Annotated in this window: 21 protein-coding genes and 1 pseudogene; 21 read left to right on the forward strand and 1 reads right to left on the reverse strand. The window is 38.5% G+C overall.

What is annotated here, in order from left to right; translation table 11 throughout:
• The first annotated feature begins 7 nt into the window (after nt 1-7).
• The 19 genes and pseudogenes from J3U69_RS05825 to scrK all read left to right on the forward strand — a co-directional run bounded on the left by J3U69_RS05825 (nt 8) and on the right by scrK (nt 18,294).
• Complete coding sequence (locus tag J3U69_RS05825) at nt 8-1,411, forward strand: acetyl-CoA carboxylase biotin carboxylase subunit (RefSeq protein WP_267413371.1); 1,404 nt, start codon at nt 8-10, stop codon at nt 1,409-1,411.
• On the forward strand, nt 1,401-2,246 hold the full coding sequence (locus tag J3U69_RS05830; protein ID WP_323848321.1) for an acetyl-CoA carboxylase carboxyltransferase subunit beta: 846 nt from the start codon (nt 1,401-1,403) through the stop codon (nt 2,244-2,246). The genes J3U69_RS05825 and J3U69_RS05830 overlap by 11 nt, the downstream gene beginning before the upstream one ends.
• A complete protein-coding gene (gene accA / locus J3U69_RS05835) occupies nt 2,246-3,016 on the forward strand; it encodes a carboxyltransferase subunit alpha (protein ID WP_267413372.1) in 771 nt (256 codons plus the stop codon). The genes J3U69_RS05830 and accA overlap by 1 nt, the downstream gene beginning before the upstream one ends.
• 255 nt (nt 3,017-3,271) lie before the next feature.
• Nucleotides 3,272-3,676 (forward strand): DUF1934 domain-containing protein, encoded by a 405-nt coding sequence (locus tag J3U69_RS05840; protein ID WP_220234787.1) that lies wholly within the window; start codon nt 3,272-3,274, stop codon nt 3,674-3,676.
• 46 nt (nt 3,677-3,722) lie between these two features.
• Nucleotides 3,723-4,271, forward strand: a complete 549-nt coding sequence (gene rpoE, locus J3U69_RS05845; RefSeq protein ID WP_103752299.1) for a DNA-directed RNA polymerase subunit delta — start codon at nt 3,723-3,725, stop codon at nt 4,269-4,271.
• A 117-nt stretch (nt 4,272-4,388) separates the two neighbouring features.
• Nucleotides 4,389-6,008, forward strand: a complete 1,620-nt coding sequence (locus tag J3U69_RS05850) for a CTP synthase (RefSeq protein WP_220220125.1) — start codon at nt 4,389-4,391, stop codon at nt 6,006-6,008.
• 129 nt (nt 6,009-6,137) lie between these two features.
• Nucleotides 6,138-7,412: a UDP-N-acetylglucosamine 1-carboxyvinyltransferase gene (locus tag J3U69_RS05855; protein ID WP_220220124.1), complete on the forward strand. Its 1,275-nt coding sequence runs from the start codon at nt 6,138-6,140 to the stop codon at nt 7,410-7,412.
• A gap of 331 nt (nt 7,413-7,743) precedes the next feature.
• Nucleotides 7,744-8,376, forward strand: coding sequence for a hypothetical protein (locus tag J3U69_RS05860; RefSeq protein ID WP_267413374.1), 633 nt, complete (start codon nt 7,744-7,746; stop codon nt 8,374-8,376).
• A 307-nt stretch (nt 8,377-8,683) separates the two neighbouring features.
• On the forward strand, nt 8,684-8,962 hold the full coding sequence (locus tag J3U69_RS05865) for a type II toxin-antitoxin system RelB/DinJ family antitoxin (protein WP_267413412.1): 279 nt from the start codon (nt 8,684-8,686) through the stop codon (nt 8,960-8,962).
• Nucleotides 8,952-9,254 (forward strand): annotated as a pseudogene (locus J3U69_RS10410) (type II toxin-antitoxin system YafQ family toxin). The gene J3U69_RS05865 and the pseudogene J3U69_RS10410 overlap by 11 nt, the downstream one beginning before the upstream one ends.
• Nucleotides 9,255-9,493: 239 nt before the next feature.
• Nucleotides 9,494-9,841 carry a hypothetical protein gene (locus J3U69_RS05875; protein WP_220268458.1) on the forward strand — a complete coding sequence of 116 codons (348 nt, stop codon included), beginning with the start codon at nt 9,494-9,496 and terminating at the stop codon, nt 9,839-9,841.
• Between the two features lie 262 nt (nt 9,842-10,103).
• Entirely contained in the window at nt 10,104-12,842 is a 2,739-nt protein-coding gene (locus tag J3U69_RS05880; protein ID WP_267413377.1) for a sigma 54-interacting transcriptional regulator, read from the forward strand.
• A 139-nt stretch (nt 12,843-12,981) separates the two neighbouring features.
• Nucleotides 12,982-13,755 carry a PTS mannose/fructose/sorbose/N-acetylgalactosamine transporter subunit IIC gene (locus J3U69_RS05885; protein ID WP_220220121.1) on the forward strand — a complete coding sequence of 258 codons (774 nt, stop codon included), beginning with the start codon at nt 12,982-12,984 and terminating at the stop codon, nt 13,753-13,755.
• On the forward strand, nt 13,748-14,536 hold the full coding sequence (locus J3U69_RS05890) for a PTS system mannose/fructose/sorbose family transporter subunit IID (RefSeq protein WP_267413378.1): 789 nt from the start codon (nt 13,748-13,750) through the stop codon (nt 14,534-14,536). Before J3U69_RS05885 ends, J3U69_RS05890 begins: the two co-directional genes overlap by 8 nt.
• An 11-nt stretch (nt 14,537-14,547) precedes the next feature.
• Nucleotides 14,548-15,036, forward strand: coding sequence for a PTS system mannose/fructose/N-acetylgalactosamine-transporter subunit IIB (locus J3U69_RS05895; protein WP_220220119.1), 489 nt, complete (start codon nt 14,548-14,550; stop codon nt 15,034-15,036).
• Nucleotides 15,037-15,057: 21 nt separating this feature from the next.
• The gene (locus J3U69_RS05900) at nt 15,058-15,468 is read left to right on the forward strand and encodes a PTS sugar transporter subunit IIA (protein ID WP_267413380.1); all 411 of its coding nucleotides are present in this window, start codon (nt 15,058-15,060) and stop codon (nt 15,466-15,468) included.
• Between the two features lie 14 nt (nt 15,469-15,482).
• Entirely contained in the window at nt 15,483-16,898 is a 1,416-nt protein-coding gene (locus tag J3U69_RS05905; RefSeq protein WP_267413382.1) for a glycoside hydrolase family 32 protein, read from the forward strand.
• A 13-nt stretch (nt 16,899-16,911) separates the two neighbouring features.
• A complete protein-coding gene (locus J3U69_RS05910) occupies nt 16,912-17,289 on the forward strand; it encodes a VOC family protein (RefSeq protein WP_267413384.1) in 378 nt (125 codons plus the stop codon).
• 132 nt (nt 17,290-17,421) lie between these two features.
• Nucleotides 17,422-18,294 carry a fructokinase ScrK gene (gene scrK / locus J3U69_RS05915; RefSeq protein WP_267392375.1) on the forward strand — a complete coding sequence of 291 codons (873 nt, stop codon included), beginning with the start codon at nt 17,422-17,424 and terminating at the stop codon, nt 18,292-18,294.
• Between the two features lie 186 nt (nt 18,295-18,480).
• On the opposite strand, the gene J3U69_RS05920 is transcribed toward scrK, so the two are convergent.
• Entirely contained in the window at nt 18,481-19,203 is a 723-nt protein-coding gene (locus J3U69_RS05920; RefSeq protein WP_267413386.1) for a hypothetical protein, read from the reverse strand.
• A gap of 249 nt (nt 19,204-19,452) precedes the next feature.
• Here J3U69_RS05920 and J3U69_RS05925 point away from each other — a divergent pair, with 249 nt between their 5' ends.
• Nucleotides 19,453-21,492: a BglG family transcription antiterminator gene (locus J3U69_RS05925; protein WP_267413388.1), complete on the forward strand. Its 2,040-nt coding sequence runs from the start codon at nt 19,453-19,455 to the stop codon at nt 21,490-21,492.
• Nucleotides 21,489-21,788 (forward strand): PTS sugar transporter subunit IIB, encoded by a 300-nt coding sequence (locus tag J3U69_RS05930; protein WP_220220113.1) that lies wholly within the window; start codon nt 21,489-21,491, stop codon nt 21,786-21,788. The genes J3U69_RS05925 and J3U69_RS05930 overlap by 4 nt, the downstream gene beginning before the upstream one ends.
• Nucleotides 21,789-21,792: the final 4 nt, after the last annotated feature.

The following is a 21,792-nucleotide window of genomic DNA, read 5'->3' on the forward strand; positions in this document are numbered from 1 at the left end:
GATAAACATGTTTAGTAAAGTATTAATCGCTAATAGGGGAGAAATCGCAGTTCGCATCATTCATGCTTTACATGAGTTAGATATTACCGCGGTGGCAGTGTACTCAACTGCCGATAAAGACTCCCAACACGTCAAAGAAGCGGACGAGGCTGTCTGCATTGGTCAGCCTCAGCCGGCACAATCATATTTAAATATGCAAAACATTATTAGTGCGGCTCTTTTAACCGGAGCACAAGCTATTCATCCCGGCTATGGCTTTTTATCTGAAAGTTCGGAATTTGCCCAGATGTGTGCTGAATGTCACCTGGTTTTTATTGGACCGCAGGCCAAGACCATTTCGCTTATGGGAAATAAAGCCAACGCGCGGGAAACAATGCGGCAACATGGAGTTCCCGTTATTCCAGGCAGCACTGGTCCCGTTAAAGATGCCGCCCAAGCCCTAACTGTAGCTAATAAAGTAGGTTTTCCGGTAATGCTTAAGGCCGTTGCTGGTGGTGGCGGAAAAGGAATCAGGAAGGTTAAGCGTCCCGAGGATTTGCCACAGGCATTCAGTCAGGCCCAAGAAGAAGCAAAACTTTCTTTTGGCGATGATTCGATGTACCTTGAAAAAATCATTTCACCAGCCAAGCACATTGAGGTGCAGATTATTGCAGATCAAGCGGGCCACGTTGTGGCTTTGCCTGAGCGTGACTGCTCAATGCAGCGTAAACAGCAAAAAGTGCTTGAAGAAACACCTTGTTCACAGATCAATGATCAAGAACGGCAATACCTGCAAAAGATTACGTCCAAGGCAATTAAGGCTATTCACTATGAAAATGTGGGAACAATTGAGTTCTTAATGGATCCAGCACATCATTTTTACTTTATGGAAATGAATACGCGTATTCAAGTCGAGCACTCGATTACTGAAGAAGTTGCACAAATTGATCTTGTTAAAGAGCAGCTCCATATTGCCGCCGGGGATGATTTAAGTATTACCCAAGATGATGTCCATCTGCATGGTGCCGCCATCGAAGCCCGAATTAATGCCGAAGATCCACTTCACCATTTTCGTCCGCAAGCCGGTAAAATCAAGCAGATGTCTTTGCCCAGCGGCTTAGGTATCAGAATTGAGAGTGGTGTCAACAGTGGGGATCAAGTCTCACCTTTTTATGATTCCATGATTATTAAAATTATCGCTCATGCCGATAATCGTTCGCTGGCTATCAGACGCTTATTAGACGCCCTAAGTGAGTTTTCAATCACGGGTCTGAAAACTAACCGCGACTTTTTAGTGGCATTATTAACCGATTCGGCTTTTCAAAGTGGTAACTACTTGACCACCTACATTGATCAACAGTTTTTACCTTATTATATTAAGCAGGAAAAAGAAAAAGCTGGCGCTAAGGAGGCTGTGACAGATGGCAATTAAGTTCTCTAAGCATCCTCACCACGCATTAGCCAATTACCAGGAAAATGTACCACAGGGAATCTTTCGGGTTTGTCCGCAGTGTAAGACCAAATTTTATTTTCGCAAATTAGGCAAATACCGGTTGTGTCCTAACTGCGGCTACGGCTTCCGGGTAACTGCCAGAACAAGGCTTAAAATGCTGACCAAAGAGTTTAGCGAATGGGATGAAACAATTGCGACAACTGATCCTCTGGCTTTTCCCCAATATCAAGCCAAAATTAAGCAAATGCAGACCAAAACTAAGCTTAAGGATGCCGTTTTAACTGGACAAGCTAAAATTGGTGGCTATGAAACGGCTCTTGGCATTATGGATCCTGATTTTATCATGGGAAGTTTAGGAAGTGCCACAGGTGAACGGATTACGAAAATGTTTGAGCGGGCAACCGCGGAAAAACTACCGGTCATCGTGTTGACAGCTTCTGGTGGGGCTAGGATGCAGGAAGGAATTACTTCGTTAATGCAAATGGCCAAGATTTCTCAGGCAGTCAACCAGCACCGCGAAGCAGGACTGGTTTATATTGTAGTCATGATGGATCCGACAACTGGTGGGGTAACTGCCAGTTTTGCTTCCCAAGGTGATGTTATTCTTGCCGAACCCCATGCTTTGGTTGGCTTCGCTGGTCGGCGGGTAATTGAACAGACAATTAATAAAAAATTGCCGCCAAATTTTCAAAGTGCTGAAAATGCATTTGCTAACGGCTTTATTGACGCCATCGTGCCCCGAACTGAACAGAAAGAATGCCTAGAACAACTATTGGCAATTTTCGCCGCTAAAAAGTGGGAGGGAGCGAGCTAATGGCAAATGACGAAATTACTGCCATCATGAATGGTGCCCGCAGTGATAGCAAAACTGACATGAACAAACTGGTAAAACAGCTCTTTCCTGATTTTTTCGAAATGCATGGTGACAGGGCAACCGGTGACGACGCCGCAATTATTGCCGGCTTTGCGACAATTAACGGCCGCAGTGTTGCCGTTATTGCAACCAATAAGGGGCAAGAACTTGACAAGCGGTTAGCGACGAACTTTGGTAGCCCGCTACCGTGTGGTTACCGTAAAGCTAACCGAATAATGAAAACTGCGGCTAGTTTGAACATTCCAGTGATTACATTATTAAATACACCCGGAGCATATCCAGGAGCTGACGCGGAAAAAAGTGGCCAAGGGCAAGTCATTGCCCAAAGCATTAGTGAGATGCTTCAGCTTAAGGTGCCGCTATTAACCGTTATTGTGGGTGAGGCTGGCTCCGGTGGCGCGCTTGCTTTGGCCTGCAGTGACGAAATTTGGATGCTTGAGCACAGTATGTATACCGTCTTGTCGCCAGAAGGGTTTGCCTCAATTATGTGGAAAGATGGTAAACTAGCTAGTCAAGCTGCCGAATTAATGCATATTGAGCCGCAATGGCTGAAAGAACACGGTGTAATTGAACGTGTTTTACCTGAAGACGTGTTAGCTCAGGATGCGGTTAAATTGCGGCAATTGCTTGCGCAAAAAATTGCCGCTTTTGCTAAATTGTCAGTTAATGAGTTGCTAACTAAGCGTAAGGCCCGCTTTCGGCAATTTTGAGTTTGCTTCAGTTATGCTGGCAAGTGCCATAATTGCACTAAGTTGATTGCAACTAGGGTTTGCTTTACTGGCGAAAATCGGCTTTTTACTTTATAATAATGACAATAAGCAGTCGACTTCTGCTCGATTAAAAACTTTTAAGTTGGCCAGTTTGACTGTAAGATTTTAGCTAATCTAGATGGTTAGCTTTTTTTATTTAACAAACCGAGTTGCTGGTGCCAGCTTTTGGTTAAGATGAGGAATTTAAGTTAAGTCATGACTAAAGTAAAAATTGCGTTTACTAGTACAATTAAACAAGAAAAGGAAAGTGAAACTTTTCGCAAGTCTGGTACTGGCGAATTAACCGAGCATAATGGGATTACCCGTGTCTCTTATCTGGAAGACGGCGAAGTGCCCGTTAAGCTTTTAATTAAAGAAAATGATGTAATCATTAGACGTGGTGATTCTGCCAGTGATTATTCCCAACTCCACTTTAGTGTGGGCCAGAAAAAGGAATGTCGTTACGTAGCCCAAGGTTATCAGATGGATTTAACTAGTAGGACCAAAATAATTAAATTTTTCCCTAAAATTGATGGATCTAGGGAACTTCACATTGAATATGACCTCTTTAGTGGTCTATACTTAGTAGGAAATTATACCGTCACGTTGATTTTTACTTAAACGCCTAGTAAAATAAGAAGGATTGTTAAAAGAGAGGAATGCAATTGTGGGATTAAACGACTTTAAAGACAAAAATCGTAATGAATTATCAATGATTGAAGTTGCTCGCGCAATTTTGGAAGATAACAATAAGAGAATGGCTTTTGCCGATATTGTTAATGAAGTACAAAAGTACTTGGGTGAGAGCGACGAGGAAATTCGGGAGCGTTTACCCCAATTTTACACTGACTTGAACACTAATGGTGAGTTCATTTCAATGGGTGAAAATGTTTGGGCTTTGCGCTCATGGTTTCCTTATGAGTCAGTTGACGAAGAAGTCAACCACCCTGAAGATGAGGATGAAGAAGATACCCGTGCTCACCATAAGAAGGTCAATGCTTTCTTAGCAAGTGCTACTGGTAGCGATGATATTATCGATTACGATAATGATGATCCAGAAGATGAAGATCTTGATGCTACCGCTGATGACGATGCTGACGACTTTGGCGAAGATGACGATTTCGTTGATACGGATGACGAAGATGATGAGGACTTGCCTGACGGTATCGAAGGTCAATTATCTGAATTAAATGATGATGACGATGAAGATGAATAATTTTTCTTGACTTCATGTCTGAAAATGATAGTATTTTACTTGGGCACCCTATGTGCGTTTATGCTCCCGCAAGGGAGCTTTTTTTATTTTTTATTTTTTGCAAAAGGAGTTTGGCTAATGACAAAATATATCTTCGTTACTGGCGGTGTTGTTTCTTCTCTGGGTAAAGGAATCACTGCTTCAAGTCTCGGCCGGTTGTTAAAGAATCGGGGCTTAAAGGTAACTATGCAAAAGTTCGATCCCTACATCAATATTGATCCAGGTACAATGAATCCTTACCAACACGGCGAGGTTTTTGTCACTGATGACGGTACTGAAGCGGACCTTGATTTAGGTCACTATGAGCGGATTGTTGACGTACGGACAAGTAAATATTCGAACGTAACAACTGGGAAAATTTACAAAGAAGTATTAGAAAAAGAACGTCGTGGTGATTATCACGGAGCTACTGTTCAGGTTATTCCGCACATCACGGACATGATTAAGCAAAAAATCATGCGGGCAGGGCTGACGACTGATTCTGATGTGGTTATTTCTGAAATTGGTGGTACGGTCGGTGATATCGAGTCGACCCCATTTATGGAAGCAATTAGACAGATGCGGCGCGAAGTTGGGGAAGAAAACGTGATGTACATTCACTGTACATTGGTACCTTACCTGCACGCTGCCCAAGAAATGAAGACTAAACCAACACAGCACTCAGTAGCCGAACTCCGTAGTATTGGTATTCAGCCTAACATGTTGGTTTTACGGGCAGAAATGCCAATTGACCAAGAACATAAGGACAAGATTTCTAACTTTACTGATGTTCCGGTTGACCGGATTATTGAATCAATCAACGCACCATCACTCTTTGACTTGCCACTAGCATTCCAAGAGCAAGGCATGGACCAAAAGGTTTGTGACTTCTTACACCTGCAAAGTCCGAAAAAGGAAGCTGATATGGCTGAATGGATTCGGCTTGATGAGCGGGTTAAGAACCTGAAGTACAAGACTAAGATTACTTTGGTTGGAAAATACGTAGAACTTGAAGATGCCTACATTTCAGTTACTGATGCCTTGAAGCACGCTGGTTATTCATACAACACCAATGTTGAAATTAATAAGGTGCAAGCAGAGGATATTACTGAAGACAATATTGCTGACTTTATGAAGGGCTCAGATGGATTAATCGTTCCTGGTGGCTTTGGTACGCGTGGTTTAGAAGGTATGATCACCGCGATTAAGTATGCACGGGAAAATGACATTCCATTCTTAGGTGTTTGCTTAGGAATGCAGATGGCAACGGTTGAATTTGCTCGTGATGTCCTAGGCTATCGTGATGCTAACTCAATCGAAGCAGATCCTGAAACAACTCATAATGTAATTGATATCATGGCAGATAAGCGGGATGAAGAAAACATTGGTGGTACTTTGCGTCTTGGCTTATACCCAACTGCCTTAAAGCCTGGAACTAAGACTGCTGCTGCTTATGGTAACCAAGAAGTTATCCAAGAGCGTCACCGTCACCGTTACGAATTCAACAATGAATACCGTGAAGCATTTGAAAAAGCCGGTATGACTTTCTCTGGTGTTTCCCCAGATAATCACTTAGTTGAAGTAATTGAAATAACTAAGAACAAATTCTTCGTTGCTGCGCAATATCACCCTGAATTTTTGAGTAGACCACAAAGACCAGAAGGCTTATATAAGGCATTTATTGGTGCAGCTTGTGGATTACCAGAACAGAAATTGTAATGCGTGTAGTTGAATAATACAAAAATCTTAATTTTTAAGCAGGGAGGACAGAAGTCTTCTCTTGTTTTTTCTGTTAAATTCCTTTAACATTATTATGACTAATCGAAATAGAAAAGGATTTTTTCGCCAATGAAGCAAATGATAATTCATGGTGGAAAGCCCCTACAGGGTGATGTCTGGATTGGTGGTGCAAAGAATTCCACTGTAGCACTGATTCCGGCATCAATTTTGTCGCGTACACCGGTAACTTTGGAAGGCGTTCCGAGGATTGCTGATGTCGACAACTTAATGGACTTGTTAAATGAAATGGATGTTAAAAGTGATTTTCAGAAAACCACTTTGCATATTGATCCCGAGAACATTAAGATGAGCCCATTGCCAAGCGGTAAAATCAAGAGCTTGCGTGCTTCATATTATTTTATGGGTGCTCTTCTTGGCCGGTTTGGTAAGGCTGTTGTGGGCTTCCCTGGTGGGGATGATATTGGACCCCGCCCCATTGACCAACACATTAAAGGCTTTGAAGCCTTAGGCGCATGTGTCACAAATGAAAATGATCAAATAACAATTACGGCTCCCGCGACCGGTCTAAAGGGAGCGACTATCCACTTAGAGATGCCGTCCGTTGGTGCGACGATGAACATTATTATGGCTTCAGTTACGGCACAAGGGCAAACAGTCATTGAAAATGCTGCTAAAGAGCCGGAAATAATTGATCTTGCGACTTTTCTTAACAACATGGGAGCAACCATTCGTGGTGCTGGGACCGACTCAATCAGAATTGAGGGCGTGGAAAAGCTGGAGGCCAGAGCCCCACATACAATTATTCCGGATCGAATTGAAGCTGGAACTTATATTTCACTTGCTGGCTGCATTGGTAATGGTATTTGTATTCACAACATTATTGAGGAACACCTAGATTCTTATTTAGCAAAAGTAGAGGAAATGGGTGTTGTGATTGATGCTGATGAGGATTCCCTGTATGTTTATCCTGCAGGTGATTTAAAAATGACACAGATCAAAACCGGTGCTTATCCTGGTTTTGCAACCGATCTGCAGCAACCGGTCACGCCACTTTTACTTACCGCTAAGACTGGCGAAGGGGTAATAATTGATCGTATTTACCCTAAGCGGGTTGGCCATATTGAGCAGTTGCGGAAAATGGGAGCTGACATCAAGGTTGAAGATGATATCATCCTCGTGCACCCAACTTCTAAATTGCATGGTGCAACAGTTTCTGCTGGTGAGATTCGGGCCGGTGCTTGTCTAATGATTGCCGGCCTAATGGCCCACGGTGAAACTATTATTAATAATGCTGGCAATATCTTGCGTGGTTATGACCGGGTTCAGGAAAAACTGCGTTTGCTCGGCGCTGATGTGACAATTCAAGATGTACCAGATAAATAAAAAAACTGCGCTCTGTCAAATCTTCCAAAAGTGAAAGCAGATAGAACAGATAATTTAGGCATCAAGCTATTAGATAGCTTGGTGCTTTTTCTTTGCCCGAGCTAATCAAAAAAAAATTTCAACCCAGTCCTTTAATTGAAAACTATTTAGTCTGTCTCTTAGTGCTTACTTAAATTAAATAACTAGCTTTTTAATATATTTGTAGTATTGTATTCATAATCAATATTAACTTTATTGAAGTACTTTGAATAGTTTTGATGCTCATCGAACTAAGAAAAAATAAATTTTGCTTAGGGAAAAGTATTTTTGGTAATAATTGGAGAAATAAAAAATGAAGACAGGAATAAAAAAGGTAACTAAACTTGTTGTGATTACAGCACTTTGTGGGATTGCCAATTCAACAATTTTACCAGCAAGCGATGTAGCTGCAGCAATTACGGTCAAGGCACCATATTCAACAGCGAAAAAATGGACTGCAAAGTTAGCAAAAGCTGGCTATGTCTTTGAATTGCCGAATGCTGTAAAAGGAGCGCTCTATCACCAATCAGGAAAACCTTATCGGCAAAAAACGCTTAAAAAGATTGTTAAAAATCAGACACTTTTTAAGGTTAAACGTGTTAATAAGATTCATAATGGTGTATCTGTTGACTTAGTGTCGAAGAATGGCAAGTACAAGGGCAATACGGTATACATTAATGGTATCTTAAATCACAACTCAAAAATAAAAGAACTTCAGCCACTAATTAAAGCAGAATTACGGGTAATGGATGCTAGAGGCGACCAACGGCCGGCAGCTGAACTGCTTAAGCAGGCTGAGCAAATTGCCACTGGATTAACAGGGAAAAACAAGCAGATTGCGTTAACCTCAATCACACAGCTAAGGGAATTTATTAAATATGGTACAATGGCTGAAACACCGGATCTTTTGGTTGGTAGCTGGCCTAATGACGATTTGGATAATTAAACTCCTAATTTAAAGCGTAGTACTTTTGTTCTAGGCCTACCAAATACTTTGGAGCTGTATCATTTTTTGCAAACAGTTTTAGAATGGTCCCTGCAAAATTCGTCTGCATCAACTGTTACTAGAGCCTTAAAGGTAGGCACAGTTACTGAATATGTGAGTAGTATTGACATCTTTAGTCTCCATATCTTTTTTATAATACACATCAATGCATCTTCTAATCTATGAGCTAAAATTTGTTTAATTGTAGAAAGTTGAAAAGCATTATATAGTAACGTAATACCATGGTAAACACTAGGAGGGAAATATGATGAGCACAAGCATTGTCAAAAATAAAACTGTGTCAACACGGGTCACTTCTGATATTAGTGAGCGAGCTAAACGTAATTTAGCCAAGCAAGGCTTAACTATTTCTGAATATATGCGATTATCTTTGGTTAAAGCGGCAAATAACGAAGTTCGTTTGATTAGTTTCTTGGATTCTCCAGAGGCATTAGCAGCCAAAAAAGAAGCCGAAACTGGACAAGTAAAAACGATTGGTTCATTAGCTGATTTTGATGACTTGGTTGATCAGTTAGATGAAAATTGAACAAACATCGTCATTTGAACGTCAACTAAAAAAGTTAGCTAAGAAGCATTACCCGATCTCGTTATTAAAGCTATGCTTAGAAGCGGTGATTGAGCAAGATAACAGAATTTTAAAGCAGATTAAGGATCATGCTTTAAAAGGAGAATGGAGCGGCTAGCGTGAATTTCACCCAGCAAAATGTGGAAATTATGGTAAAGCTTATGATAACTGGATTGTTATTTATCACTTAGAGCATGATGAATTAGTTTTGGTATTGGTAGCTGGCCTAATGACGATGTGGATAATTAAGTGACTTGAGTAATGCTTTGCAATTAGTAATCATAAAATCAACAACGAATAAGAGATGCGTTCTTTTATTCGTTTTTTATTATTTGTGATCCCAATAATCAGGTAAAAAGGCGAAAAGCTACTTAGTAATAAATATGATTATTTTTTAAAGCGCTTGCAAAAGTAAGATATAACTTCTAGAATGAAATTAATTATTAGCTGAGCTTATTTTTAAGTCAGAGATTAAAGAAAGGAATTATCATTGTGAATCGTGACTTAATGGACATTATCAGCAACTTAACAATGTCATATGGGATAATCGGAATATTGTATTATGTGCTCAAATATAAAAATAGCGATCACTTTCCCCTAAATTTTGCGGCCTTATCAAAAAAGATTCAGGTTCTTTTTATAATTCTAATGGCTATTCCGTGGTTTCTTCCTGCCAGAGCAATTCTCTTTCCGTTGACGCCACGCTTATCCATGTACTACAGTCGTTTAATTGGAAACATTAGTCTGTTTCCATTGGCCGCAGTTATTACTGATGTTCTGCTATATCTATTTACTAAACTATTCCGAGAAAGAACTAACAGAAAAGCTAAAAATAGTTAATTAATCTAAGTCTTGAAAAACATTTTCGAGGCTTTTTTTAGTTCACACTAGTATGTCATTTTTCACAGTAAAAAAAGCTGAAATTTTTATTTAAATTGAGCAAACGTGTTCTTGCTTAATATCTGTGGCTTTTATCATCCAAGTTTTGTTTATCGCTTTCTTTCACAGTAGAACACGCACTATTTGTAGCAAGAATTGCGGTAAAATGTCCTTTGAAAGCGATTTATCTTGAAAATGAAAGGGCAGAGAAGTTGAGGAGATTATGCTAAAAAATGATGTACTGGCTTATCTTAAAAAGCAAACCAAGACGCTTGATTTAGATCATCTTGACAAGCGATTTACGGCTGGCGGTATTGCTCAAGCACTTAATGCAAAGCGCAATACTGTCAGCCTTTATTTAAACCAATTAACAAATGAGCATAAATTAGTAAAGGTTCAAACACGCCCAGTGCGTTTTATTCACAGAGCCCAGTTTGAAAAAAGCAATTATGCGTTAAAAAAAGATACGTATGCAACAGTTGCTCAGTTAGAACAAGAAAATAACAACCAAGATATTTTAAAAAGTTTTGCGCAAATAAATCCTAGTCTAAAAGAAAGTGTCGAACGTGTTAGGGCTGCTGTTTTATATCCTAATAACGGACTACCATTACTTATTACAGGTGAAAGTGGCACTGGTAAAAGTTATTTAGTTGGGTTAATCAATCGGTTTTGTCGGACGAATAAATTAATTAAGACAACTGCACCATTTGTTACGGTTAATTGTGCCCAATATGCTGATAATCCGGAATTGCTTACTAGCAACTTATTTGGGTATAAGAAGGGTGCATTCACAGGTGCAGATCAAGATCATGACGGGGCGTTTGTTGAAGCAAACGGTGGCATTTTATTTTTAGATGAAGTTCATCGTCTGGGACCAAAAGGGCAGGAGAAATTGTTTACTTATCTTGATCAAGGACTGGTTTATCCAGTCGGTGAAACAAGTCACGGTAAAAGGGTAAGTGTCCGTTTGTGCTTTGCAACTACTGAAGAAGTAGAAAATAACTTTTTAACTACTTTTATGCGTCGAATACCGGTTAAGATTAGCTTGCCGCCATTAAGTCAGCGAAGTCGGGAAGAAAGACTGAATTTAATATATACCTTACTTTGTAATGAACAGCGTGAGATTGCAAAGCCAATTATTGTTAGTGATCAGGTGCTTGAAATGCTGGCTAATTATCTTCCTGTTGGAAATATTGGCGACTTGAAAAATGCCGTCAAATTAACAATTGCCCGTGCTAATGCCGATGAAAAAAAGGCGAATAAATTGACACTGACAGCTTATAATTTACCGGTCGACGTTTTAATGAGAAGTAAAACAGAATCATATCTGTCTGCTAAAAAACCACTGCAGATTACTGATGAAACTGAACCAGCCGATCTGATTGCCCGCAGTTTTCCTGAAAAGAAAATTTTTCTTCATAGTCTAGAGCGCTTGTTAACGACCTATGAACAAAGTAATAATCATTTGCCAAACTGTGAATCCAAGCTGAAGCAAATTGTCTACCAGCTATTCGATACTTTATTATTTGAGAAAAATGCCAGTAAGCAGCTTCCCTTATTGTCCTATGTAATTGAACGCCTTAAGCATCTTTTTGAGCAGTTACAAAATGCTTATCAATTGCAGGTAAGTGGTAATGCCATTTATGCAATTAGTTATTATCTCTTTGAGCGCCAAAAAATTCAGTGGAATATCGATGAGGTTAGGCAAAAAAATGCGTTGCACAGTTTATATCAGGAAGTGCGCCAGCGCTATCCTGAGGTTTATGCTTATGTCGGCAAACTGCTGCTATTAATCAAAAATAATTTAGAAATTGAATTAAACGAAGTTGACTATATTTTCTTATCAATTTATCTCAATAAGCTTGAAATTATTACTAAAACTGGGCTAATAAAGGCAATCGTATTGGCTCATGGATACGCGACGGCTGGCAGTATTGCCAATGTGGTCAACCGACTTTTAAATGCCCATACTCTTGATGCTTTTGATATGCCGATTAATGTTAGTACACAACAGATTGCTAATAAAATAATTGATTACAGTGAAAATAATGATGTTAGTCATGGCCTAATTATCTTAGTTGACATGGGGTCATTACAAGAAATTGAAAAACTATTTCCCCGCCAGCTTGATGCACCGCTGTTGTTGATCAATAACGTTTCGACATCACTAGCTTTAACAGTTGGCGAAAGCATTTTACAAAAACGCAGTTTTCGCGAAATTGGCCAGTTAGCACAACAAAAAAGCAAGATTGAAATTAAGCTAACCTATCCGGCTAAGCGGCGTCAACAAGTAATTCTGACTACTTGCTATTCAGGAATTGGTACGGCGACTCATGTGGCGCGATTATTAGAGCGCTGCATGCCAAGCAGTAGTAAAATCAAGATTATTCCGTATGATTACCAAGCTTTAAAGGATCCACATAAGGTAAAAGTGGTTAATAAAATGTATGATGTTATCGGCATTGTCGGTACGGAAAACCCAGAAATTCCGGGACTAGATTTTATTCACCTTGAAAAAATATTGTCTGATAAGGGGACAGCTAAGCTGCAAAAATGGCTGACTAAGTCTTTCACGGTGCCAGAGATTAAACTCATTATGAATAATTTGGTTAAGAATTTTTCTCTTGAACGTACGATTAATATGGTGACTATCCTTGACGCACCTAAAGTGATTGAAAACATTACTATTTTTTTACAGGAACTTGAGCGGCGCTTTTCAATATCTTTGTCTAATCAGAAAAAATTTACCTTGTACGTGCATATTAGCTACTTGATCGAACGACTAATCAGAAAGGAGAAAAATGACCTTGATCCGGAATATGCCAAGACGTATGCACACAAATATGCAACAGATCTTAAAATTATCAAAGCTGCTTTTAGTGTGATTATTGACAATTATAATGTGAAAATTCCGGTGTCTGAGTTAATTTATATTGACCAAATAATTTTTAACCACCAATAAAATAGCATGTTAGTTAGTATTTGCTGATTAGCATGCTTTTTTCTTCCCAATCTTGGCATGGTATTTGCTAATAAAACGGTAGAGGGCAAATTAGTCCAAGTAAAAGATATTTGGACCATTACAAAAGAAGGAGAAGAAGATGCTATTACGTAACATTTTAGTCGTAATCTACGGCTTTATTATTAACTTCGATAAAGAAGGACCAAAATTAGGCATTTCGCAACCGGTTGTTGCTGGTTTTATCACTGGCCTAATTATGGGGGATGCTGAGACTGGGCTCTATATAGGTGGTACTTTGCAACTGATGACACTAGGAATTACCAGTTTTGGGGGAGCTTCGGTACCTGATTACCAAACAGCCGCATTAATTGGAACATATCTAACGATTGCAACGCATCAAAAAGCTGCAATTGGGATTGCACTAGCGATTCCTATTGCACTATTAATTGTTCAAGTTGATGTTTTAAAATGGTCTGCCAATATTTTCTGTCAACAGCGGGCAGAAAAATTTGCGGAGCAAGAAAATTATCAAATGATTAATTGGATGCAATATTTGGCTACGTTATTTACAAGTTTTGTTTCAGGAATTCCGGTTTTGTTAACTGTCATCTTGGGACCAAAGATTGTGGGTAGTTTTATAAATTATATTCCTGCTTGGTTATCAGGCGGTCTTAAAACCGCAGCCGGAATTTTACCAGCAGTCGGAATTGGCATGTTATTACAGTACCTGCCGACTAGAGATTATTTTTCATACATTATCTTTGGCTTTGTACTGGCAATTTACCTCAAGATGCCAATTATTGGAATTTCATTGATTGGTTTTGCAATTGCCCTACTGTTATATCAAAACCAGACTAAAACTAGTGAAGGAACAACAAATGCTGTGAACGGAGGGGCAAACGAAGATGAGTAAAATGAAAAAGATATATCGCAAAGTGATGAATCGGTGGATTGTGTTTGGTGCAACTTCGCTAAATTATGAGAAATATGAAGGTTTGGGTTATACCTATGCCATGTTGCCTTTCATCGAAGAAAATTATCGTGATGACCCAGCTGGTAAAAAGACAGCCATTACCACACAACTACAGTTTTTTAATACTACTCCGTACACGGCACCATTTATTATGGGCGTTGATGTTGGAATGGAAGAAAATGGTAAAACGGCTTCACTTGAGGCAGTTAGTGCCTTAAAAACTGGGTTAATGGGACCGCTTGCCGGAATTGGTGATAGCTTATTTGTTACGATTCCATGGACAATCTTTGGTGCAATTGCCGCTAACATGGCCTTGCACGGTAATCCATTTGGCTGCATTTTGTGGATAATTGCGTCTATTTTAATTCGGCTAACTGCCTATCCGTTATTCACTGCTGGTTATCGCTCAGGAACCAAAATGCTTTCTTCAATCAATACAACGTTAAAAGCATTAACCAATGCCGCATCTGTACTTGGCTTAATGGTAGTTGGAGCATTGGCTGCAACAATGGTTAAGGTCAATTTAGCCTTTACGTTTAAACAGGGTAAGTTAACGATGACTGGTAACAATATTTTGGATCAAATAATGCCTGGATTGTTGCCAGCAGCAGTTGTTGGCGTAATTTACTATTTATTAGGAAAAAAGGTTAAACCAGTTTATGTGATTTTAATTGTATTAGTAGTATCAATCGCATTAAATGCGCTACATATTTTGGCATAGGAGAAAAAGTAATGACAGAGAAGATGGCAGGAATTATTCACGTAAGAATTGATGATCGAATGATTCACGGGCAGGTGGCTACGCAGTGGAGTGGTCGGCTTAACGCAACAAGAATAATGGTAATTAATGATGCAATTATGAATGACGATATGCGGAAAAGTGTTGTTCGTCTGGCTGCTCCGGCTAATGTTAGTACCTCAATTTTGGGTAGAGAAAAAGCGGTGTCGAATATTAAAAGTGGTCGTTATGAAGGGCAACGCGTATTGCTGATTTGTGTTTCACCAGTTGATGTGAATTACTTGCTTGATAACGGCTTGCCTATCACAAAAGTAAATGTAGGCAACTTGGCGGCTCGCCCTGGAACAACCCGTATTAGGCCATCAATTAATGTTACTCAAGAAGAAATAACTGCCTTTAAGCAATTATTGGACCGTGGTGTGGAAGTAACGGTTATTCCGACACCACAGAGTCCAACAGTTTATTTAAAAGATTACCTTTAATATTAGAAGGATTATGATTTTATGTTCAATATTATTATTGCAACACATGGCCAATTAGCAGAAGAATTTTTAAATGTCTTACAATCGCTTTTTGGCCACTTAAACCAAATTGAAGCACTCGGTCTTAAAGATCAGGGAGTCGTTAGTTTTGGTAATAAGGTAGATCAGTTATTAGCGACAACAGCTAATCAGTCGGTACTTGTTTTATGCGATTTGGCTGGCGGAACCCCGTTTAATGAGTTTGCAAAAAGAAGCAATAAATACAGCAATGACTTTTTCTTATTCGGTGGCGTTAGCTTACCGGTTTTAATTGAAGCGTTAAACTTGCGGATGCAGAATCAGTCACTAGATCAAGTGGTTGAAAAGCTGCAACAATTAACTCCTCTAACCATGTTTAAAGCACAAGACAGAAAAAATGCAGAAGATGAATAAAGAAAGAATTTAATATGCAAAAAATATTTTATCAACCAGAAGGATATTGGTTTGGTGATTGCATGCCATTTTTTAATGAAAAAGACCAGACCTTTTACCTTTTTCACCAGCGTGATACGCGCAATCCTAAGCCGTTGACTGATCCATTTGGCTGGTCATTAGTTACGACAAAAGATTTTGTTAGTTATCAGGATCATGGTGAGGTTTTACCTAAAGGTAAACATGATGCTGCCGACCAGTTTATCTATGCTGGAAGTGTAACCCAAGGCAAAAATGAGCAAATTGCATTTTATACCGGACATAATCGCCAAGCAAAATTAGCTAAAAAGACTTCTGAAATTCTGATGTCAGCAACTAGTCAAGATTTACTTCATTGGCAAAAAGAAGGCAAGGAAACCAGCTTGGCTCCGCAAAAAGGCTATGATCATAATGATTGGCGCGATCCAGTTATTGTTTATTCAAAGAAGCGCCAGTGTTATGTTCTTGTGTTAGGTGCACGACTGCCGGGAGATAAAAAGAAGCCAACTGGGCGCCTGGTTTATTTTGAATCAGAAGATTTACATAATTGGCATTTTAAGGGTGACTTTTGGGTACCGAATGAGTTTAACATGATTGAAATGCCAGACTTATTTGAACTTAATCATACCTGGTACCTAATTTTTTCTGAATATTCTGAAGATAAACGGACTAAATATCGCGTTAGTGATGGGTTATTTAATCAATGGCATTCCCTTAGTGATGAATTTTTTGATGGCAAAGCCTATTATGCCGCAAGAACGGTCGGTAACAGTCAAGTCGGGCGCTTTTTAACCGGCTGGGTAGCAACTAAAGAAAATGAGCAGGACTTAGGTAATTGGGATTGGGGTGGTGCATTTGTGCCGCACCAGATTATTCAACGGCCCGATAAGACTTTAGGAGTAGATCTTCCGGAAACAATTACTGCTAATTTTGCTGAAAGTCGACCATTGCCTCAAATCAGACTTAGTTGTAATGATGGGAAAAAGGAAAAAACCATAATTAAAAATCTTCCTGACCAATTTTTACTTGAAGCCCAAATTACGATTTTACAAGATACTAAGTCTTTTGGCGTCAAAGCATATGTTAATGAAGAAACTAGAGCAGGCTACCAATACCAGGCATATGGACCAGAAAATATACTTAAATTTACTTGTACGCCTAACTATCCTTGGCCCTCATATTTTGCTACTGGCTTAGAGAGACCACTTCCCCTAGTTAAAGGTAAGACATATGACCTGAAGCTGATTGTAGATGACAGTATTATTATTTTATATATTAATAATGTGGCGTTGAGCGCTCGGATGTATAATAAGCTTGGTCGAGAGTTAAGTTTTTTTGTCACAGAAGGTCAGATTTTAGTTTCAAAAATAAAATATTATCAAGATTGGCAAGAAGCAAATACGAGAAAATAAATTGAGGTAAAAAATGATTTTTAATGGTTTGCAGCATATTGGTGTTCCAACGAAAAAGTTTGAACAAAGCAAAAAATTTTATCAGTCATTAGGATTTAAGTTAGTGAATACCGAAGATAATAATGGTAGCCAAGTCGGTTTTTATCAATTAGGCTCATTAATGATTGAAAGCTGGGAATCGCCAGCAGAAGCTCCGGAAAAAGTTGGGGCGATTAATCATATTGCTTTAGATACGGACGATATTGCTTCAGCATTTGCGCAAGTGCAAAAGTTAGATGTTGAATTTGTTGAGAACGGCATCCAAAGCTTGCCGTATTGGGAAAATGGTATTAAATATTTTAATTTTTATGGTCCAAATAAAGAAATCTTTGAAGTCTGTCAGCGATTGTAATAAATAGCGCTTAATAACAGCAATTAATATTATTTTTTAGTGGACATTTAGTAAAAGCTATCGAGTTATTATGCTTTTCGCTGTACACTTAATTAAGTAAAGATATTCAATTAAAATTGAAAGGAAAACTAAATGTTATTAGGATCAATTGAAGCTGGCGGTACTAAATTCGTGTGTGCGGTCGGCAATGAAAATTATCAGATTAAAGATGAAACTACCTTTCCGACCACAACGCCTTCCGAAACATTGCAGAAGACGGTTGATTACTTTAAAAAATTTCCGGTAGATGCGATCGGGATTGCATCATTTGGTCCGATTGAAGTCCGCAAGACCGCGCCCAATTATGGCTTTATTACTGATACACCAAAAGCTGGGTGGAGCAATACTGACTTTGTCGGTTTCTTGCAAAAGTCCCTCAAGGTACCAATGTATTTCACAACTGATGTTAATGGTTCTGCTTACGGTGAATATGTGATGTCATTGTTGTCAAACGACGACATTGATTCACTGGTCTACTATACTATCGGAACTGGTGTTGGTGGCGGTGCCATTATTAATGGCAAACTTGTTGGCTCTTTAGGCCATCCAGAAATGGGTCACGTTAAATTAAAGCGTCATCCAGATGATCTTGCTTTTGCTGGCGTTTGCCCGTTTCATCAAGATTGCTTAGAAGGTTTAGTATCAGGTCCCACATTTGAAGCGCGTCTGAACAAGCCAGGAAAGGATGTCCCATTATCTGACCCTGTTTGGGATATTATGAGCTATTACGTTGCACAAGCTGCTCTTCAAGTAACACTGATTTTGCGCCCTGACAAAATTGTTTTTGGCGGCGGGGTAACCAGTGAAGCATTCTTGCAAAAGGTTCGGCGTGATTTTGCTAAGTTGTTGAATAACTACGTTCATGTCCCTAAACTTGAAGAATACATTGTTTTGCCTGCAATTGATAATAATGGTTCGGCAACAGTTGGCGATTTTGCCTTAGCCAAGCGGCTATTAAGAGAATAATTTAGAGTAACATTTAAAGGCTTGAGTTTTATACTCGAGCCTTTTTTGATTGGAAAAAGTAAAAACTTACTGAAGCCGAACTTCCGTGGCAAATCTAAGATTGCTAAAAAAATAACCACTTTAGCTAAGGTGGTTATTTTTGATTAATTTTTAATTGGTTTAGCAATTATGACGAGCAAAGGCCTATCAATCTAATATCTCATAATCTTCTGCTCTCTTACGGGTTGCTTTCACAGTATACATGTACATATCTATCATTGGATAAAATAAAGACGCAATACAATTAAAAAAATAGGCGATAGCACAAAAAAGATCTTTTTGAAAGTCTGGACAATTTAGCAAACATTTCAATGGCATTCCACTGTAGCTATTAGAACTAATATTATTAATAATATTAGTTTGAATAAGTAAAAAAGATGCGATTGCGACCAAGATTGTTCTTATTAGATTTGTAAAAAATAGTATACGTCCTTTATTATCTTTGCTAATAGCCACCTTACATTCTTTATAGCATGAATAAAAAAACCAAATCCATACAAGGGATAAAACTATTATACAAAGTATTAAACCATCAAAAATTATAACTAGAGGATTATCTAAGAATACAGATGTAACTACATAAATATTAATTAAAGTTAGAATTATACTTATGCTGAAATACCAAATCATCGTATATTTAAAGCGATTTTCTTTTTTTGCTGTATCTATAGTAGATGCTTTAATAGCACATAAAGTAGCATTAATTGCTAAAATGGTTGCAGCAAAAGTACTTAAAATATGAATTGTTTCATTTGATAAATTAAAAGGCTTTAAAATAATACCCAAAATATTAAATACTAAAATGGGCAAACATATTATCATTAAATATTTCAAAATTCTCTTTAACAATTGCAAATTCCAGTTTTCCATTTTTATTCTCCCTATTTAAGTGATAAAAGCTCTTTTTTGAAAGTTACTCATATTATTATAATAGTAAAATTATACTTATCAACGGCTAATTAAGCCAATTTGATTATACAAATAGATTAATAGGATAATTAAAAAGCATGAAGTTTCGTACTTCATGCTTTTTTGTAGTTCAGTTTTTGTACTGAACTTAGTTAACTTTTTTCGTGGAAGCGATTTATCCATAATAAAAACAACAAGGAGGCAACATTGATGAAAATGAAATTTAACCAGAGTCAGCTAAAGATTATTGATCTCCTTGTAAGAGTTAAATATTTCATGACAATCAGCGATATGTCTGAAAAAGTTGCTATTTCGGAAAGGAGTGTTTACAAGAATTTAAGTCAAATAAACCAAAAGCTTAAAGCGGTCAATATTGAGGGCACGCGTAATGTTTATGGCCAAGGTTATTACTTAAGCGAAGACAGTAAAAGGCAAATTCAACAATGTCAAGCGGGCCTGAATCATAATCAATATAGTGCAAAGGAGCGACAGTATTTAGAGTTTATTGGACTTTATCTTAAGGGCCAATTTAGCGTACAGAAAGTTTGTGAAAGGTGTGAAGTAAGCAAGCAAACAGTTTTAAAAGATATCGAAAATCTCAAACATAGAATGAGATCGTATGACATTACGATTATTTCCAATTATGATGGCCATTTTTTAAGTGGATCAGAGGTAAAAATTCGCCAGTTTCTTTTTGCTTGGCTATATGCTCACCATGACCTTGCTAAGTTATATGACACCAGTGAAATTACAGAGCTGCGTAGTTTGATTAATCAGTGGCTGAATTCATTTGAAAGTGCGAATAATATTATCTATTCTGAAGAATTTATCAATCCTTTTGAATACTTTTACGCCTTAACTTTGCAACGGATTTTTAATGAAAAAAGGGCTAAGGACAATGCTATTTATCCCTTAGCAAAAAAGATTAAGAGTGGGCCAGAGTATCAATTTGCCAGATCTTTTTTAACGCTACTGTTAGGCGATCATTTTGATGAATTTGAACAGGACTATCTAACGTCAGTTTTATTGGGTGGACAAAAAAGGAAGCTTCCTAAAGACGGAATTAATGATGAAATTGGCCAAATTGTTTGGGCTATTATTAAGGCCTTTAAGAACTTAGCGGACTGTTCCTTTAAAGATGAAAACAAGCTGCATCAAGATCTTGTTGTTCATTTGGCCACTACTTTTTTCCGAGTCAAATATCGGCAACAGTATCAAAACAGTGATTTTGACCTAATTAAGGAAAATTATCCTGATATTTATATTTACACCAAAATGAGCATTCACCCGTTTGAGCGGTTTATTGGGGCAAGTTTAAATGATTATGAAGTGGGGCTAGTATCGGTTTACTTTGCTTCGCAAATTGCGCGTAAGCAGGAACAGGCCCCCGAAGTCCTTTTAGTCAGTTCTGGGAGCAATGGCTCGGCCGGGTTTTTAATGACCCAAATGGTGGAGCAATATCCGTACGTAAACTTTAGCATGCCACTTGCTCCCTCAGAATTAAAAAATAACGCATTGCCCGAAAAGGTTGTAATTACAAATATTGCACTGAGCGGCGTAGCGGTCCCGTGGCTAAAGGTTAATACCGTACTAACTGGTAAAGACTTTGAAAATATTGATCATTTTTTTCAGCTTAACGGAATTACCAATGCAGAAAGTTTGCAAACAGAATATAAGGCGCTGATGGAAACCATTTACGACAATACGCAGGTATTGAACGAGGAAGAACTTAAAAAAGGCATCAGACAGGTTTTAATCGGTAAAAGAAAACATGAGGAAAAGACAAAAAGGACAGGACCATTGTTAAGTGAAGTATTAACAGAAGATCAGATTAGTTTTAGTCATAACCAAAAAATCACGTGGGAAGATGCGATTCGGTTATGCGCACAGCCGTTACTTGCCAAAGGCAATATTGAACGTCGTTACATTGATGCAATGATTAACAACGTGAAGGAAAACGGCCCGTATATCAATATTGGGACAGAAATAGCACTTGCCCACGCGCGCCCTAATCAAGGAGTGAATAAATTGGGGATGGCGTTATTGCTGCTAGATCACGATATTGATTTAGTCGATGCTGATCATCAAATCAGGCTGATTATTGTGCTGGCGGCAAGTGACGCAACCTCGCATTTAAGGGCACTTTCTGAACTTGCCAAGATACTAGGCAATAAGAAAGAAGTGGCTCAGATAATGAATGCGAAAACGGCTAGAGAAATTGAAGAATTAATTGAGAAAGGCGAAAAATGAAGTTAGGAGCATGTTGTAGTACTGGGGTTGGTTCATCTTTCATGGTGGACATGAATATGCAGGAAGTATTGAAACAGTTAGGCAGACCGGATGTTGAAACTACTCATATCGATTTGTCGGGACTCAATCCGAGTGTAGCGGATCATTTCTTTGTCGGACGTGACATGTATGATGCTGTGGCTAATGTTGTCGGAGCTGATCATGTCACTCAGCTTGATAGCATTATTGACAAAGATGAATTAAAAACCAAGATTCAACAATATTTGGCTAGTGTAGATAAAGAAAGTGAAAAGTGATGAC

Source organism: Lactobacillus sp. B4026 (genome assembly GCF_026535825.1).
In the GTDB taxonomy this organism is placed as follows: Bacteria; Bacillota; Bacilli; order Lactobacillales; family Lactobacillaceae; genus Lactobacillus; species Lactobacillus panisapium.